The following is a 16232-nucleotide window of genomic DNA, read 5'->3' as shown; positions in this document are numbered from 1 at the left end:
CCAGCGGACGCGTCGCCGCGCCCGCGTCTGCTGGACGAGGTGCGCGGCAGGCTCCGCCGGCTCGGGTTGGCGCGACGCACCGAGGAGGCGTACGTCGGCTGGATTCGACGCTTCATTCTCGCCAATGGCAGGCGGCATCCGCGACGGGGCGACCTGCGGCATGCCCCAGCTGCCGCCGTTCCAAAGCCCGTCGCCCGCGCAGGGGCGACCTACGACTGTGCTCCCGACTTGGGTCACCCGCGCAGGGGCGGCCTGCGGCGATGCTCCCAGCCTGAGCCGGATTATCTGAAGAAAGGTCTGAACAAGTTTCTGCCGTCGTGCCTCGCCGAATTGCTGTTTCTGATGGACGAAGGTCTGTCCACCCCATTCCCTGGCAGCAGCATGGATCCCGGCCTTCGCGGGGATGGCGGATAACGCGGTGGGCATTGCGGCCTGCGGGGACCATTGATCCGCCTTGCCTGACGGCCTGCGAACGCTTCGACGCGGGGTGGTGCGCGCGGGCTAGCTGTCGGGGATGGCAGCGCCGCCGAGCCCGAACTGCAGCAGCGCGGGGTTGCCGGTTTCCTCCGTGTACCAGTAGCCGAGTTTCTCCAGGTCTGCGGCGAAAGCGGCATCGTCGGATTCGGCCACTTCGAACCCGCACAGTACGCGGCCATCGGCGGCACCGTGGTTGCGATAGTGGAACAGGCTGATGTTCCAGCGGCTGCCGAGGGTTTCGAGGAAGTGGCGCAGGGCGCCGGGGCGCTCGGGAAACTCGAAACGGAAGATGCGCTCGCGCGCCAGCGGCGCGGGGCCGCCGACGAGGTAGCGCACGTGCTCGTGCGCGACTTCGCTGTCGGTGTAATCGGCCACGGGATATCCGGCACCTCGCAGGGTGTCGGCCAGGGCGGTGCGTTCGGCACCGCCGCCCTTGAGCGCGACGCCCAGATAAATCTGCGCGTTGCTGGAGCCGTGGTAGCGGTAGTTGAATTCGGTGATGGCGCGCTGGCCGATGGCGCGGATCAGGTCGAGATAGGCACCGCGCCGCTCCGGGATGGTCACGCCGAACAGCGCCTCGTGCTGTTCGCCCACGCCGGCGCGGTCGGAGACGTAGCCGAGACGATCGAAGTTCATGTTGGCACCGCTCAGCACCGCAGCGAAGGTGCGCCCGGTGCCGGGGTTGTTCGCGCACCAGCGCTTGATGCCGGCCACGGCGAGCGCACCGGCCGGTTCGACGATGGAGCGGGTGTCTTCGAACACGTCGCGGATCGCCGCGCATACCTGGTCCGAATCGACCGTGATGACTTCGTCGATGCGCCGCCGCAGAAGTTCGAACGGCAGCGCGCCGACCTGCCGCACCGCGCAGCCGTCGACGAAGATGCCGACGTGCTCCAGCGGCACCGGCTCGCCCAGCAGCATGGCGGCCTTGAGGCAGGCGGCGTCATCGGGCTCCACCGCGATCACGCGCACCGAGGGATCGAGCGCCTTGAGATAGGTGACCATGCCCGCCGCCAATCCGCCGCCGCCGACGGGAATGAACACCGCGTCGAGCCTGCCCGGATGCTGGGCCATCAGCTCCATCGCCACCGTGCCCTGGCCGGCGATCACGTCGGGGTCGTCGTAGGGATGGATCAGGATGCGGCCTTCGGCTTTTGCCAGCGCCATGCCGTGCGCCGCGGCATCGTCGTAGGAATCGCCGTGCAGCACCGCGCGCGCGCCCAGCGCTTCGACCGTGTCGGACTTGATGCGCGGCGTGGTGGCCGGCATCACGATCACCGCGTCGATGCCGAGTTTGCGCGCGCCCAGCGCCACGCCCTGCGCATGGTTGCCGGCGGACACCGCCAGCACGCCGCGCGCGCGTTCCTCGGGCGTGAGCCGCGCCAGGCGGGTGTAGGCACCGCGCAGCTTGAAGGAGAACACCGGCTGTTCGTCCTCGCGCTTGAGCAGCACGGTGTTGTTGAGGCGCGCGGAAAGGCGGCGCGCGAGGTCGAGCGGCGTGCGCTCGGCCACGTCGTAGACCGGCGCGGTGAGGATGGCGCGCAGCCAGGCGGTGTCGTCGTCGGAAGCGGGGTGCGGACGGTTCATGGGGTGGTGCTCATGCAGCTTCGCGCACGCGTGCTGCGACGTATTCGCCGGCCTGCGAGGTGGATACCGCGCCTTCGGCGGTGAGATCGCGCGTGAGCACACCGGCATCGAGCGCCTGCGACACCGCGCTTTCCACCGCGCGCGCTTCGGCGTCCAGTCCGAGCGAATGGCGCAGCAGCAGCGCGACCGAGAGCAGCGTCGCGTAGGGATTGGCGATGCCCTGCCCGGCGATGTCCGGGGCCGAGCCGTGGATCGGTTCGTACAGTCCCGCCCTGCCATCGCCGATCGAGGCGCTGGGCAAGAGGCCCATGGAACCGGCCAGCACCGAGGCTTCGTCGGTGAGGATGTCGCCGAACAGGTTTTCGGTGAGGATCACGTCGAAGCTGGCGGGGCGGTGCAGCAGGTGCATGGTCATCGCATCGACCAGCACGTGCTCGAATTCGATGTCCGGGAACTCGTCGCCGAACACGCGCGTGACCACGCTGCGCCACAGGCGCGAGGTTTCCAGCACGTTGGCCTTGTCGACGTGGGTGATCTTCTTGCGACGCCCGCGCGCGAGTTGTGCGGCGCGGCGGGTGACGCGCTCGATTTCCTCCACCGAATAGCGCGCCACGTCGAAGGCCACGCGGCCGTTGTCCTCGCGGCCCTTTTCGCCGAAGTAGGCGCCGCCCGTAAGCTCGCGCACGAACAGCAGGTCCACGCCCTCCAGCAGCTCCGGCTTGAGCGGCGCGAATTTGGCCGCCGCCGGATGCGGTGCGACCGGACGCAGGTTGGCATAGACGCCGAGGGTGGCGCGCAGTTTCAGCAAACCTTGTTCGGGACGCACGGGAGCGTTGGGATCGGACCACTTCGGCCCGCCGACCGCACCCAGCAGCACAGCATCAGCGCGCTCGCACAGCGCGACGGTTTCCGGCGGCAGCGGATCGCCGGTTTCATCGATGGCAATGCCGCCGATCAGGCCTTCCTCAATAGTGAAGGTGTGGCCGAAGCGGGCGGCGATGGCGTCGAGGAGGATGCGCGCCTGGGCAACGACTTCGGGGCCGATGCCGTCACCGGGGAGGAGGGCGATGGTTGCTTTCATGAGTGCGTCTTGTATGGAAGAAGGGTCAGTGGTTGGACGGCGGATCGACAAAATCCTGCAGCGACTTCGGCACACACGCCAGCAGGCTTTCGCGGGCGTCGTTGATCAAATCGAGGATGGGATTGTCGTAATCGCTGTAATAGGAAATGGAATGGCGTTGGCCGCTGTTGCCACGCACCTGCAAGCGGTAGGTGTTGCCGTGCAGGGTGATGCGATCCAGTTCTGCGGCATGGCCTTTGCCGACCGGGATGCTCAGTTGCTCCACGGCATTGGCGACATCGGCAATGGCCGGGCAATCGTCAACCGTCAGCTCCCATCGACAAGCGCGCGTGGGGCGTACCAGTTCGATGGTGGCGGTGCTGCGCTTTGCGATGGTGGCGACGAAGTTGCCGGGCGTGCGGGCGGAATCCGGCAGCACTTCCAGGCGGAATGCGCTGTAGGGCAGTTCGGCGTTGGTGTCTTCCCAGACAGGCCTGAACTCGGTGGTCTGGCACGCGGCATCCACGACCGAATCCGCCTGCGCAGGCGTACTGGCCGCGAAGCCGGCAGCGAGAAGGATGCGCAGCGTGTTGGAGACGTTTTCCATGGGAAGCCCCGCAGGTCGTGGGAGAGCCATGCAACGCACCGCGCCGTGAGGCGGGGTTACGCCGCCCGTGCTTGCTCGAACGCGCTGATTGCACCCTCTTGCAGCAACAGATACCCGAGCTGGTCCACACCCTTGAGCAGGCACTCGCGGGCAAAGGCTTCGATTTCGAAGGCGATGGTGGAGCCATCGGGCAGTTCGATGCACAGGGCCTCCAGATCGACAACGATCTTGCGGCCTTCGAAGCCGGCGATGCGCTGCCAGTCGGCGTCGGAGACGACGATGGGCAGCACGCCGTTTTTCAGCGCGTTGTTGCGGAAGATGTCGGCGATGCGGGTGGAGATCACCGCGCGGATGCCGTAGTCGTACAGCGCCCAGGGCGCGTGCTCGCGCGAGGAGCCGCAGCCGAAGTTGCGGCCGGCGGCGAGGATGCCGGCGCCGCGCAGTTCGGGGCGGTGCAGCGGGAAATCCGGGCGCTCGTTGCCGTCGGCATCGAAGCGCCAGTCGGCGAAGCAGCCCTGGCCGATGCCGGCGCGCTGCGTGGTGGTGAGGAAACGCGCCGGGATGATCTGGTCGGTGTCGATGTTTTCCTGCGGCAGCACGGCAACCACGGATTCGAAGCGGGTGAAGGGTTCCATCAGGCGGCCTCCTCGACAAGCGGCGGGTACTGGCGCGGATCGGCGATGACGCCGGCGACGGCGCAGGCGGCGGCGGTGGCGGGGCTCGCCAGCACGGTGCGCGCGCCCTTGCCCTGGCGGCCCTCGAAGTTGCGATTGGAGGTGGAGACGCAGAGTTCGCCTGCGCCGACCTCGTCGCCGTTCATCGCCAGACACATCGAGCAGCCTGGCTCGCGCCACTGCGCGCCAGCGGCGAGGATGACCGTGTGGATGCCTTCGGCCTCGGCCTGGCGCTTGACCGCTTCGGAGCCGGGCACCACCAGCATGCGCACGTGGCTGGCGACCTTGCGACCGCGCAGCACGCCGGCGACGGCGCGCAGGTCTTCGATGCGGCCGTTGGTGCAGGAGCCCACGAACACCACGTCCACCTTGCGCCCGAGCAGCGGCGCGTCGCCGTCGAATCCCATGTAGGACAGGCTGCGCGCGGCGGCGGCGGTGCGCTGCGCGGGAACGTGCTGGTCCACCGCGATCACCTGGCCGGGATTGGTGCCCCAGGTGACGGTGGGGCGCACGTCGGCGGCGTCGATCACGACCTCGCGGTCATAGCGTGCGTCGGGATCGCTGACGAGCTGCTTCCAGCACGCCACCGCGGCGTCGAAATCGGCGCCCTGCGGCGCGTTCGGGCGGCCGCGCAGGTAGGCGAAGGTGACCTCGTCGGGCGCGATCAGGCCGGCGCGCGCGCCGGCTTCGATGCTCATGTTGCACACCGTCATGCGCCCTTCCATCGAGAGCGCACGGATTGCCTCGCCGCGATACTCGATGACGTGGCCGGTGCCGCCGTCCATGCCCAGCACGCCGATGATGTGCAGGATCAGATCCTTGGCCGTGGCCTCCGGCGGCAAGGTGCCGTTGACCGTGACCGCGAGGGTTTTCGGGCGGCGCTGCAGCAGGCATTGGGTCGCCAGCACGTGGCCCACTTCCGTGGTGCCGATGCCGAACGCGAGCGCGCCGAACGCGCCGTGGGTGGCGGTGTGCGAGTCGCCGCAGACAATCGTCATGCCCGGCTGGGTCGCGCCCAGCTCCGGCCCCATCACGTGCACGATGCCGCGCTGGCCCGAATCGAAGCCGTGCAGGGTGATGCCGAACTCGCGGCAGTTGGCCAGCATGGTGTCGACCTGGTTCCTCGTGGCCGCGTCCTTGTACGGCAGCGTGCCGTCCGGATTGGCCGGCAGGGTGGGCGTCGAATGATCGAGCGTGGCCAGGGTGCGCTCCGGGCGGCGCACCGCGAGCCCGCGCGCGCGCAGCTCATCGAAGGCCTGCGGCGTGGTGACCTCATGGACCAGGTGCAGGTCCACGTAGAGCACCGCCGGCGCGTCGTCGGATTCCGGGCGCACACAGTGCGCGTCCCAGATTTTGTCGATGATGGTTTTCATTGGCGGGAATCGGAATCGGAATCGGGAATCGGGATTGAGGACCGGCGGCTGTGTGCTCCCTCTCTCCGATCCCATCGGGGGAGAGGGCTGGGGTGAGGGGGGCTTCCGGTCTGGAAAAGCAGAAGCACTCGCGCCTGCGGCGCTCGCCTCCTCACCCTGCCCCCTCTCCCCCGCAAGCGGGGGAGAGGGAACCGAAAATCAGGCCGCCTCGCTCTGCGCGACCAGCGCGCGCCGCCGCTCGAAGCGGTTGACCACTTCCAGATAGGCCAGGGCGCTGGCTTCGAGCACGTCGGTGGAGACGGCGCGGCCGTGGTAGTCGCGGCCGTCGGCGTGGACGGTGACGCGCGCCTCGCCCTGGGCGTCCTCGCCCACGGACAGCGAGCGCACCTGGTAGTCCTTGAGCCCGTAGTGGAAGCCGGTGGCGAATTCGATGGCCGAGAACATCGCATGCACCGGCCCATCGCCGAGCGCAGCCTGGCGCAGCTTGCGGCCATCGGCGTGCTCCAGCTCGATCAGCGCCTCGGGATTGCCACCCTGCCCGATGCGGCCGGCGATCTGCAGGCGCGTGAGGCACCACGGGCCGGTCTCTTCGCCGCTGGAACCCAGCGCGATGGCTTCCAGATCCGCGTCGAACACTTCTTTCTTGCGGTCCGCCAGTGCCTTGAACGCGGCGAAGGCGCGGTTCAGCGCCTCTTCGTCCAGGCTATGGCCCAGCGCCTTGAAGCGGTCGGCCAGCGCGGCGCGACCCGAGTGCTTGCCCAGCACCAGCGAGGACCGCGGCACGCCGACGTCTTCGGGCGACATGATTTCGTAGGTGGCGCGGTTGCGCAGCATGCCATGCTGGTGGATGCCCGATTCGTGCGCGAAGGCGTTCTCGCCGACGATGGCCTTGTTGCGCGCGATCTGCGAGCCGGTGAGCGAAACCAGCTGGCGCGAAACCGCGTACAGGCGCGGCGTGTTGATGCGTGTTTCCAGGCCGTAATACGGCTTGCGGGTGCGCAGCGCCATCACGATCTCTTCCATCGCGGCATTGCCGGCGCGTTCGCCGATGCCGTTGATGGTGCACTCGATCTGGCGCGCGCCGTTCTCGACGGCGGCCAGCGAGTTGGCGACAGCCAGGCCGAGATCGTCGTGGCAGTGCGAGGAAAAGACGACCTGATCGGCACCGCGCACGTTCGCCCGCAGCCAGGCGAACAGCTCGCCGTACTCCGCCGGCACCGCGTAGCCCACGGTGTCGGGAATGTTGAGCGTGGTGGCTCCCGCATCGATTGCCACCTCCAGCGCGCGGGCGAGGAACTGGCGATCCGAGCGCGAGCCGTCCTCGGCCGAAAACTCCACGTCCGCACAGTACGAGCGCGCCAGCGCGACGTGGGTGGCGATGGACTCGAGCACTTCCTCGCGGCGCATCCGCAGCTTGTGCTCCATGTGCAGGTCCGAGGTGGCGATGAAGACATGGATGCGTGACTTTTCCGCCGGCTCCACCGCCGCCGCCGCGCGCTCGATGTCCTCGCGCTGGCAGCGTGCCAGTGCGGCCACGGTGCTGCCTCTGACCAGCTTGGCGATGGACTTCACCGCGTTGAAGTCATCCGGACTGGCCGCCGCGAAGCCGGCCTCGATGATGTCCACCCCGAGGTCCGCGAGCTGCTGCGCAAGGAGAAGTTTCTGAGGCGTGGTCATGGAGCAGCCGGGCGACTGCTCGCCGTCGCGCAGGGTGGTATCGAAGATGCGTACGTGATCGCTCATGGCGTGCCTCGTTGCGGTGGTTCGGGAAACGCGGTGTTTCGGGGATTCCTGAAAAGCCCGGGAAACCCCTCGATCCGTCATCCCGGCGAAGGCTGGGATGACGTGGTTTGGGGGCTTCGCAAACACAGGCGAAGCCTCCGGTTACCTGGATCAGGCAGCAGCCTTCTTCGCCGATGCCGAATCCTTCAGCCAGCTCATCGAGGCGCGCAGCCGGCGGCCCACCTCCTCGATCGGGTGGTCCAGATCCTTCTGCTTGAGGGCCTGGTAGTTGGCGCGGCCGGCCTTGTGCTCGGCGATCCACTCGCGTGCGAAGGTGCCGTCCCGGATTTCCTTGAGCACCTGGCGCATCTGCGTGCGCGCGTGCTCGTCGACCACGCGCGGGCCGCGCGTGAGGTCGCCGTACTGCGCGGTTTCGGAGATGAACTGGTGCATGCGCGCCAATCCGCCCTCGTTGAGCAGGTCGACGATCAGCTTCAACTCGTGCAGTACTTCGTAATAGGCGATCTCGGGCTGGTAGCCGGCTTCCACCAGGGTCTCGAAACCCATCACCACCAGCTCGGTCGCGCCACCGCACAGCACCGCCTGCTCGCCGAACAGATCGGTTTCGGTTTCCTCCGGGAAGGTCGTCTCGATGACGCCGCCGCGGGTGCCGCCGATGCCGTCGGCGTAGGCCAGCGAGAGCTCCCTGGCCTTGCCGGTGGCGTCCTGATGGATCGCGAACAGCGAGGGCACGCCGCGGCCTTCCTCGTACTGGCTGCGCACCAGCGCGCCGGGGCCCTTGGGCGCGACCAGGATCACGTCCAGATCCTGGCGCGGGGTGATGGCACCGAAATGCACGTTGAAGCCGTGCGCGAACAGCAGCGCCGCGCCCGGTTTGGCGAGCGGCGCAACGATCTGTTCATACAGTTCGGCCTGCACCATGTCGGGCGTCAGCAGCGCGATCAGGTCGGCCTTCGGAATCGCGTTCTCCGGCGTATCCACCGCCAGACCATCCTCCTGCGCCTGCTTGAAACTGGCACCATCGGGGCGTGCGGCCACCAGCACGTTGAACCCCGAATCACGCAGGTTGCGCGCATGCGCCCTGCCCTGGCTGCCGTAGCCGTAGATGACGGTGAGCTTGTCGCGCAGCGCGGCGGGATTGGCGTCGGCGGTGGTGTAGGTTTTCATGAGGCAACTCCGTTGCGGGAAGGGTGAATGGAGAATGGAGAATGGTTAGAAGCGGGGATTCGTGGGCTGTGGGTTGGCGGTACAGGTGGGGATGGAGCGGAAGTTCGGGGTTGCGATGAGCCCTCCCCCGATTCCCCGTTCCCCATTCCCTATTCCCGCCTGGGCGGAAACGCCGTCACGGCACCCTCCGACGCCGGAGAAACCAGCGCCGCAAACTTGGCCAGCGCGCCGGATTCTTCGACCCGGTGCGGCTGCCAGGACACCGGGCGGGCATCGAGGTCGGCGTCGGTGGAGATGGTGCGGGCATCGACATCGATCACGATGCGGTCGCCGTCGACGAGCCTGCCGATGGGGCCGCCGAGCGCGGCTTCCGGGCAGATGTGGCCGACCATGAAGCCGTAGGTCGCGCCGGAGAACCGCCCGTCGGTGATGAGCGCGACTTCGCCGCCCAGGCCCTGGCCGATCAGTGCGGCGGTGACGGCCAGCATCTCGCGCATGCCGGGGCCGCCGACCGGGCCTTCGCCGCGGATCACGACCACGTCGCCGGCGACGATCCGGCGGTGCTGCACGGCCCGGAAGGCGGCGTCTTCGCCGTCGAACACGCGCGCCGTGCCTTCGAAGCGCAGCGCCTCGTGTCCGGCGAGCTTCACCACGCAGCCGTCGGGCGCGATGTTGCCGTAAACGATGCCGTAGCCGCCGCGCGCCTTGACCGGCTTCTCGATGGTCAGCAGCACTTCCTGGCCCGGGGTTTCCTGCGCGCTGGCGAATTCCTCGAACAGGGTCTTGCCGCTGACCGTGGGCTGGTCGGTGATCAGGCCCGCTTCCATCAGACGCTGGCCCAGCAGGCGCGAGCCGCCCGCGGCGTGCATGTCGGGAGCCATGAAGCGACCGCCGGGTTTCAGATCGGCGATGACCGGGGTGCGGCGGGAGATTTCGTCGAAGGCGTCCAGCTCGAAGTGAAACCCGGCCTCGCGCGCGATGGCCAGCATGTGCAGCACGGTGTTGGTCGAGCCTGCGGTGGCATTGGCGGCCACGGTGGCGTTGCGCACCGATTCGGGGGTGACGAAAGAGCGCGCGGAAATACCTTGGCGCACCAGCTCCATCACCCGCAGGCCGCAGGCGTGGGCGGCGGCGTGCTTGGCCGGATCGGGCGCGGGGATGTCGTTGAAGCCCACCGGCGCGAGCCCCAGGAAGGTGGTCGCCAGCGCCATGGTATTGGCGGTGAACTGGCCGCCGCAGGCACCGGCACCGGGGCAGGCCTCGCCTTCGATTTCCTCCAGCTCCCTGTCGTCGATGGTGCCGGCCGCGTGCGCGCCGACCGCCTCGAACACGTCCTGGATGGTGATCGCCTGGTCCTTGTGGCAGCCGGGCATGATGCTGCCGCCGTAAAGCATCAGGCCGGGAAGATCGAGGCGCGCCAGCGCCATCGCCGCGGCCGGAATGGTCTTGTCGCAGCCGCACAGCACCACCACGCCGTCCAGGCAGTGGCCGCGCACCGCCAGCTCGATGGAATCGGCAATGACCTCGCGCGAAGGCAGGGACGCGCACATGCCCGGACTGCCCATCGCGATGCCGTCGGTGACGGCAATGGTGTTGAACTCGAACGGGGTGCCGCCGGCTTCGATCACCCCGCGCTTCACGTCCTGCGCCAGGTCGCGCAGGTTGAGATTGCAGGGCGACACGTCCGTCCAAGTGTGAACCACCGCGATCAGCGGCTTTCTGATGTCCTCGCCGCTCAATCCGGTGGCGCGCAGCATGGCGCGCGCGGCGGCGTGGTCGGGTCCGGTCTTGATGGCGTCGCTGTGCATGGCGGGTTCCGTTGCTTTTCGTCAGGCCCAGAAACAGGAAACCCCGCATCCGGCGGCCGGTGCGGGGTTTCGGTATCTTGGGAGGTTCTGCTTCGTCAGGCCCAAGCCGCCGTTCCGCACGGGTATCGGCTAATGAGTCCAAGACCAAGAAGGAGCGCACCGTGGGCGGGCTGCGGCTTCCGGGACGACTCGCGTTGGGACTGGCTGGAAGACATGGCCCGATGCTGTACCGCAACATCCGGCCTTGTCAAGCCCTGAACGAAAAATCAAGCTGCAGTGCAGCGAAAACCGCGCACCGATGCGCAAAACCGCACGACGATGCCGGTTCGGCCTCACGCCGGGGAACGGGCGGAGGCGAAAAAGTGAACCGGGGTTCAGAGCGAGGACGGCGGACAGGCCGGCTACAATGCACGTTTCCGGCGGCGACTTTCGGGGCTGGACACGAACTCGGCGCGCCGCAGCCCGCCGACCGGGTGCATCGGACCCGGGCCGGCTGCCGCGATCGGTTCCATGCCGCGCCGCCGGAAAGCCCACTGGCCGATGCCGTGCAATCGGCTTCACGAGGATGACACCATGACCCAACCACGCTCCGCCGGTGCTGCCTTCCGCGCCGCCCTTGCCGCCGAATCGCCGCTGCAGGTGATCGGTGCCATCAACGCCAACCACGCCCTGCTGGCCAGGCGCGCCGGCTTCAAGGCGATCTATCTCTCCGGCGGCGGCGTGGCCGCAGGCTCGCTGGGCCTGCCGGACCTGGGCATCAACACGCTGGAAGACGTGCTGATCGACGTGCGCCGCATCACCGACGTGTGCGACCTGCCGCTGCTGGTGGACATCGACACGGGCTTTGGCCCCAGCGCCTTCAACATCGCGCGCACGGTCAAGAGCCTGATCAAGGCCGGCGCCGCCGCCTGCCACATCGAGGACCAGGTCGGGGCCAAGCGCTGCGGTCATCGGCCCGGCAAGGAAATCGTCCCGCAGGGCGAGATGGCGGATCGCGTGAAGGCCGCCGCCGATGCCAGGACCGATCCGGATTTCTTCCTGATCGCGCGCACCGATGCGATCCAGGTCGACGGCGTGGACGCCGCGATCGAGCGCGCCATCGCCTGCGTCGAGGCCGGTGCCGACGGCATCTTCGCCGAGGCGGCGTACGACCTTGCCACCTATCGCCGCTTCGTCGATGCGGTGAAGGTGCCGGTGCTGGCCAACATCACCGAGTTCGGTGCCACCCCGCTGTTCTCGCGTGACGAACTGGCGTCGGCGGGCGTGGCGATCCAGCTGTTCCCGCTGTCGGCCTTCCGCGCCATGAACAAGGCCGCGGAAAACGTCTACACCGCGGTGCGCCGCGACGGCCACCAGCGCAGCGTGGTCGACACCATGCAGACCCGCGAGGAACTGTACGACCGGATCGGCTACCACGCCTTCGAACAACAGCTCGACGCACTGTTTGCGGCGAAGAAATGATCCCGCAGGTCGAGGCTGCGCCTCCGACGTGCCGGGTTGAATCCGATCAGAAGCCGTCGGGGATGCAACCCCGACCCACCTTGGAGAAACCCCATGAGCGAATCCACCACCGTCCCCGGCTTCAAGCCCAAGAAATCCGTCGCCCTGTCCGGCACAGCCGCCGGCAACACCGCGCTGTGCACCGTGGGCCGCTCCGGCAACGACCTGCACTACCGCGGCTATGACATCCTCGACCTGGCGCAGACCTGCGAATTCGAGGAAATCGCGCACCTGCTGGTGCACGGCAAGCTGCCCAACCGCGCCGAACTGGCCGCCTACAAGGCCAAGCTGCGCGCGCTGCGCGGCATTCCCGCCGCGGTGAAGTCGGCGCTGGAAGAACTGCCGCCCTCGGCGCATCCGATGGACGTGATGCGCACCGGCGTCTCGGTGCTCGGCTGCGTGCTGCCGGAGAAGGACGACCACAACCATCCCGGCGCGCGCGACATCGCCGACAAGCTGATGGCCAGTTTCGGCTCGATGCTGCTGTACTGGTACCACTACAGCCACAACGGCCGGATCATCGACGTGGAGACCGACGACGACTCCATCGGCGGCCACTTCCTGCACCTTTTGCACGGTGAGAAGCCGCGCGACTCCTGGGTGCGCGCCATGCACACCTCGCTGATCCTCTACGCCGAGCACGAGTTCAACGCCAGCACCTTCACCTGCCGCGTCATCGCCGGCACCGGAAGCGACATGCATTCGTGCATCACCGGCGGCATCGGCGCGCTGCGCGGGCCCAAGCACGGCGGTGCCAACGAGGTCGCGTTCGAGATCCAGAAGCGCTACGAGAATCCAGATGACGCCGAGGCCGACATCCGCGCCCGCGTGGAGAAGAAGGAAGTCATCATCGGCTTCGGGCATCCGGTCTATACCGTTTCCGATCCGCGCAACAAGGTCATCAAGGAGGTCGCGCGCGAGCTTTCCGCCGAGCAGGACAACATGAAGATGTACGACATCGCCGAGCGGCTGGAATCGGTGATGTGGGACATCAAGAAGATGTTCCCCAACCTCGACTGGTTCAGCGCGGTGAGCTACCACATGATGGGCGTGCCCACGGCGATGTTCACCCCGCTGTTCGTGCTGGCACGCACCGCCGGCTGGAGCGCCCATGTGATCGAACAGCGCATCGACGGCAAGATCATCCGCCCCAGCGCCAATTACACCGGGCCGGAAGATCGCACGTTCGTGCCGCTGGCCGAGCGCGCCTGATCCGCTTTGAGCCCCTCTCCCGCCGGGAGAGGGGTTGGACTGTAGGAGCGGCCTTGGCCGCGATACACCTCGTGGCGAAGCGTGTGCGCTGTAGGAGCGAGCTTGCTCGCGACCCTGGCGCCGAGGCAGCGCGGAACGCCTCGGTTCTCCCGAGGCCCGATCGCGGCCAAGGCCGCTCCTACAGACGCGCGCGGCGCCAGCCCTTCAAATCCCGAATCCCCAATCCCGAATCCCGGTCCAAGCCATGAACTCCCAGCACCGCAAACCCCTTCCCGGCACTTCCCTCGACTACTTCGACGCCCGCGCGGCGGTGGACGCGATCCGGCCCGGGGCCTGGGCGGGGCTGCCGTACACGGCGCGGGTGCACGCCGAGAACCTCGTGCGCATGGCCGATCCGGCGCATGTTCCCGCGTATCTGGGCCAGCTGATCGAGCGCCGGCGCGATCTCGATTTCCCGTGGTTCCCCACCCGCGTGGTCACGCACGACATCCTCGGCCTCACCGCGCTGGTGGATCTCGCCGGCCTGCGCGAGGCGATCGCCAGGGAAGGCGGCGATCCGGCACAGGTGAACCCGGTGGTGCCGGTACAACTCATCGTGGACCACTCGCTGGCGGTGGAAGCGCCGGGTTTCGATCCGGACGCCTTCGCCAAAAACCGCGCCATCGAGGACCGCCGCAACGCCGACCGCTTCCACTTCATCGAGTGGTGCAAGGGCGCGTTCGACAACGTCGACGTGATCCCGGCGGGCAACGGGATCATGCACCAGATCAACCTGGAGAAGATGTCGCCGGTGGTCTACGTGAAGGACGGCGTGGCCTTCCCCGACACCTGCGTGGGCACCGATTCGCACACCCCGCACGTCGATTCGCTGGGTGTGATCGCGGTGGGCGTCGGCGGGCTGGAGGCCGAAAGCGTGATGCTCGGGCGCGCTTCGATGATGCGCCTGCCCGACATCGTGGCGGTGGAGCTTGCCGGCCGCCCCGGCCCCGGCATCACCGCCACCGACGTGGTGCTGGCGCTGACCGAGTTCCTGCGCAAGGAGCGCGTGGTCGGTGCCTACCTGGAGTTCCGCGGCCCCGGTGCGGCGGCGTTGACCATCGGCGATCGCGCCACGATTTCCAACATGGCACCCGAGTACGGGGCCACGGCGGCGATGTTCTTCATCGACGACAACACCATCGATTACCTGAAGCTCACCGGCCGCAGCGACGCGCAGGTGGCGCTGGTGGAAACCTATGCCAAGCACTGCGGCTTCTGGGCCGACGCGCTGGCCGAAGCGCAGTACGAGCGCAGCCTGCATTTCAATCTTTCCAACGTCACCCGCACCCTCGCCGGCCCCAGCAATCCGCACCGCCGCCTGCCGGTGAGCGATCTTTCCGAGCGCGGCATCGCGGACGAGTCCAAGCTCGCCGCGGCGCGCCGCGACGAAGCCGAGGGGCGGATCCCGGACGGCGCGGTGATCATCGCCGCCATCACCTCGTGCACCAACACCTCCAACCCGCGCAACGTGATCGCCGCGGGACTTCTGGCGCGCAACGCCAACGCCCGCGGCCTCAGCCGCAAACCCTGGGTCAAAAGTTCGCTCGCGCCCGGCTCGAAGGCGGTGCAGCTGTACCTGGAGGAATCCGGCCTCCTGCCCGAGCTGGAGCAGTTGGGCTTCGGCATCGTCGGCTTCGCCTGCACCACCTGCAACGGCATGAGCGGCGCGCTCGATCCCGCGATCCAGAAGGAAGTGCTGGAGCGCGACCTCTACGTGACCGCGGTGCTGTCGGGCAACCGCAACTTCGACGGGCGCATCCACCCCTACGCCAAGCAAGCCTTCCTCGCCTCGCCGCCGCTGGTGATCGCCTACGCGCTCGCCGGCACGGTGCGCTTCGACATCGAGAAGGACGCGCTGGGCACCGATGCCGACGGCAGGCCCGTCACGCTCAAGGACCTCTGGCCTTCCGATGCGGAGATCGACGCGGTCGTGAAGGCGCACGTGAAGCCCGAGCAGTTCCGCCGCATCTACGAGCCGATGTTCGCGCGCCGCGCCGCCGGGACGGCGTCACACGATCCGCTCTACCCGTGGCGCGAGATGAGCACCTACGTGCGCTGCCCGCCCTACTGGGACGGCGCGCTGGCGGGTGCACGCAGCCTCACCGGCATGCGCCCGCTCGCGGTGCTGCCCGACAACATCACGACCGACCACATTTCACCCTCCAACGCCATCCTCGCGTCCAGCGCGGCGGGCGAATACCTGGCGAAAATGGGCCTGCCGGAGGAGGACTTCAATTCCTACGCCACCCACCGCGGCGACCATCTCACCGCACAGCGCGCCACCTTCGCCAACCCCAAGCTGGTCAACGAAATGGCGGTGGTGGACGGCGAAGTGAAGCAGGGCTCGCTGGCCCGCGTTGAACCCGACGGCACGGTAATGCGCATGTGGGAGGCGATCGAAACCTACATGCAGCGCAAGCAGCCGCTGATCATCATCGCCGGTGCCGACTACGGCCAGGGTTCGAGCCGCGACTGGGCCGCCAAGGGCGTGCGCCTGGCCGGCGTGGAGGCCATCGCCGCCGAAGGCTTCGAGCGCATCCACCGCACCAATCTCGTCGGCATGGGCGTGCTGCCGCTGCAGTTCCAGCCCGGCACCACCCGCAAGACGCTCGCCATCGACGGCACCGAAACCTATGACGTGCGCGGCGACATCGCCCCCGGCGCAACGCTCACCCTCGTCATTCGCCGCAGGAGCGGCGAAACCGCGGACGTTCCCGTCACCTGCCGCCTCGACTCGGACGAAGACGTGCACATCTACCGCGCCGGCGGCGTCCTGCAGCGCTTCGCCCAGGACTTCATCGAAGCCAACCGCGGAACGGCGTCGGCCACGTAGAGCCTGCCCCGGACATGATCCGGGGCCGGTCTGCGGCAGCGCGGCTCCGAACGGACCGCACGGCGTTTTCCGGACCGATGCCGCACGGCAGGCGGACGCACCCGGGAACAACGCGCCGAACCAGGCATCCGGAGACAAAAAGCACGCCGGGA

Annotated in this window: 11 protein-coding genes and 1 pseudogene; 4 read left to right on the top strand and 8 right to left on the bottom strand. The window is 68.1% G+C overall.

All coding sequences use genetic code 11. From position 1 onward, the window contains the following. Positions 1 to 27 precede the first annotated feature (27 nt). A pseudogene (locus WB794_RS12430) lies at positions 28 to 141 on the top strand (phage integrase N-terminal SAM-like domain-containing protein); the annotation flags it as partial. Between the two features lie 360 nt (positions 142 to 501). Here the strand turns inward: WB794_RS12430 and ilvA are convergent. The 8 genes from ilvA to ilvD all read right to left on the bottom strand — a co-directional run bounded on the left by ilvA (position 502) and on the right by ilvD (position 10496). Beyond that, positions 502 to 2064: a threonine ammonia-lyase, biosynthetic gene (gene ilvA, locus WB794_RS12425; protein ID WP_337336176.1), complete on the bottom strand. Its 1563-nt coding sequence runs from the start codon at positions 2062 to 2064 to the stop codon at positions 502 to 504. A 10-nt stretch (positions 2065 to 2074) separates the two neighbouring features. Then, positions 2075 to 3145: a 3-isopropylmalate dehydrogenase gene (gene leuB, locus WB794_RS12420; RefSeq protein ID WP_337336175.1), complete on the bottom strand. Its 1071-nt coding sequence runs from the start codon at positions 3143 to 3145 to the stop codon at positions 2075 to 2077. 25 nt (positions 3146 to 3170) lie between these two features. Beyond that, the gene (locus tag WB794_RS12415) at positions 3171 to 3731 is read right to left on the bottom strand and encodes a hypothetical protein (RefSeq protein ID WP_337336174.1); all 561 of its coding nucleotides are present in this window, start codon (positions 3729 to 3731) and stop codon (positions 3171 to 3173) included. A gap of 56 nt (positions 3732 to 3787) precedes the next feature. Then, positions 3788 to 4366, bottom strand: a complete 579-nt coding sequence (gene leuD / locus WB794_RS12410) for a 3-isopropylmalate dehydratase small subunit (protein WP_337336173.1) — start codon at positions 4364 to 4366, stop codon at positions 3788 to 3790. Beyond that, positions 4366 to 5778 carry a 3-isopropylmalate dehydratase large subunit gene (gene leuC, locus WB794_RS12405; RefSeq protein ID WP_337336172.1) on the bottom strand — a complete coding sequence of 471 codons (1413 nt, stop codon included), beginning with the start codon at positions 5776 to 5778 and terminating at the stop codon, positions 4366 to 4368. The genes leuD and leuC overlap by 1 nt, the downstream gene beginning before the upstream one ends. Positions 5779 to 5976: 198 nt before the next feature. After that, on the bottom strand, positions 5977 to 7521 hold the full coding sequence (locus WB794_RS12400; RefSeq protein WP_337336171.1) for a 2-isopropylmalate synthase: 1545 nt from the start codon (positions 7519 to 7521) through the stop codon (positions 5977 to 5979). Positions 7522 to 7671: 150 nt separating this feature from the next. Then, the gene (gene ilvC, locus WB794_RS12395; RefSeq protein ID WP_337336170.1) at positions 7672 to 8688 is read right to left on the bottom strand and encodes a ketol-acid reductoisomerase; all 1017 of its coding nucleotides are present in this window, start codon (positions 8686 to 8688) and stop codon (positions 7672 to 7674) included. A gap of 149 nt (positions 8689 to 8837) precedes the next feature. Further along, positions 8838 to 10496: a dihydroxy-acid dehydratase gene (ilvD, locus tag WB794_RS12390; protein WP_337336169.1), complete on the bottom strand. Its 1659-nt coding sequence runs from the start codon at positions 10494 to 10496 to the stop codon at positions 8838 to 8840. Between the two features lie 573 nt (positions 10497 to 11069). Between ilvD and prpB the strand changes: the two genes are divergently transcribed. The 3 genes from prpB to acnD all read left to right on the top strand — a co-directional run bounded on the left by prpB (position 11070) and on the right by acnD (position 16080). Then, entirely contained in the window at positions 11070 to 11957 is an 888-nt protein-coding gene (prpB, locus tag WB794_RS12385) for a methylisocitrate lyase (RefSeq protein ID WP_337336168.1), read from the top strand. Positions 11958 to 12050: 93 nt separating this feature from the next. Further along, positions 12051 to 13208 carry a bifunctional 2-methylcitrate synthase/citrate synthase gene (gene prpC, locus WB794_RS12380; protein WP_337336167.1) on the top strand — a complete coding sequence of 386 codons (1158 nt, stop codon included), beginning with the start codon at positions 12051 to 12053 and terminating at the stop codon, positions 13206 to 13208. Positions 13209 to 13452: 244 nt separating this feature from the next. Beyond that, the gene (acnD, locus tag WB794_RS12375) at positions 13453 to 16080 is read left to right on the top strand and encodes a Fe/S-dependent 2-methylisocitrate dehydratase AcnD (RefSeq protein ID WP_337336166.1); all 2628 of its coding nucleotides are present in this window, start codon (positions 13453 to 13455) and stop codon (positions 16078 to 16080) included. Positions 16081 to 16232: the final 152 nt, after the last annotated feature.

The organism is Denitratimonas tolerans (assembly GCF_037203605.1).
GTDB classification, from domain to species: Bacteria; Pseudomonadota; Gammaproteobacteria; order Xanthomonadales; family Xanthomonadaceae; genus Denitratimonas; species Denitratimonas tolerans.
Note: the sequence above shows the minus strand (reverse complement) of the source record. Positions and strands in the feature narration are given on the sequence as shown.

Excerpts from the sequence above, each read along its gene's own strand:
- acnD (WP_337336166.1), top strand. The coding sequence starts at position 13,453 with ATGAACTCCCAGCACCGCAAACCCCTTCCCGGCACTTCCCTCGACTAC.
- WB794_RS12415 (WP_337336174.1), bottom strand. The coding sequence starts at position 3,731 with ATGGAAAACGTCTCCAACACGCTGCGCATCCTTCTCGCTGCCGGCTTC.
- leuB (WP_337336175.1), bottom strand. The coding sequence starts at position 3,145 with ATGAAAGCAACCATCGCCCTCCTCCCCGGTGACGGCATCGGCCCCGAA.
- prpB (WP_337336168.1), top strand. The coding sequence starts at position 11,070 with ATGACCCAACCACGCTCCGCCGGTGCTGCCTTCCGCGCCGCCCTTGCC.
- prpC (WP_337336167.1), top strand. The coding sequence starts at position 12,051 with ATGAGCGAATCCACCACCGTCCCCGGCTTCAAGCCCAAGAAATCCGTC.
- ilvD (WP_337336169.1), bottom strand. The coding sequence starts at position 10,496 with ATGCACAGCGACGCCATCAAGACCGGACCCGACCACGCCGCCGCGCGC.
- leuD (WP_337336173.1), bottom strand. The coding sequence starts at position 4,366 with ATGGAACCCTTCACCCGCTTCGAATCCGTGGTTGCCGTGCTGCCGCAG.
- leuC (WP_337336172.1), bottom strand. The coding sequence starts at position 5,778 with ATGAAAACCATCATCGACAAAATCTGGGACGCGCACTGTGTGCGCCCG.
- WB794_RS12400 (WP_337336171.1), bottom strand. The coding sequence starts at position 7,521 with ATGAGCGATCACGTACGCATCTTCGATACCACCCTGCGCGACGGCGAG.
- ilvA (WP_337336176.1), bottom strand. The coding sequence starts at position 2,064 with ATGAACCGTCCGCACCCCGCTTCCGACGACGACACCGCCTGGCTGCGC.
- ilvC (WP_337336170.1), bottom strand. The coding sequence starts at position 8,688 with ATGAAAACCTACACCACCGCCGACGCCAATCCCGCCGCGCTGCGCGAC.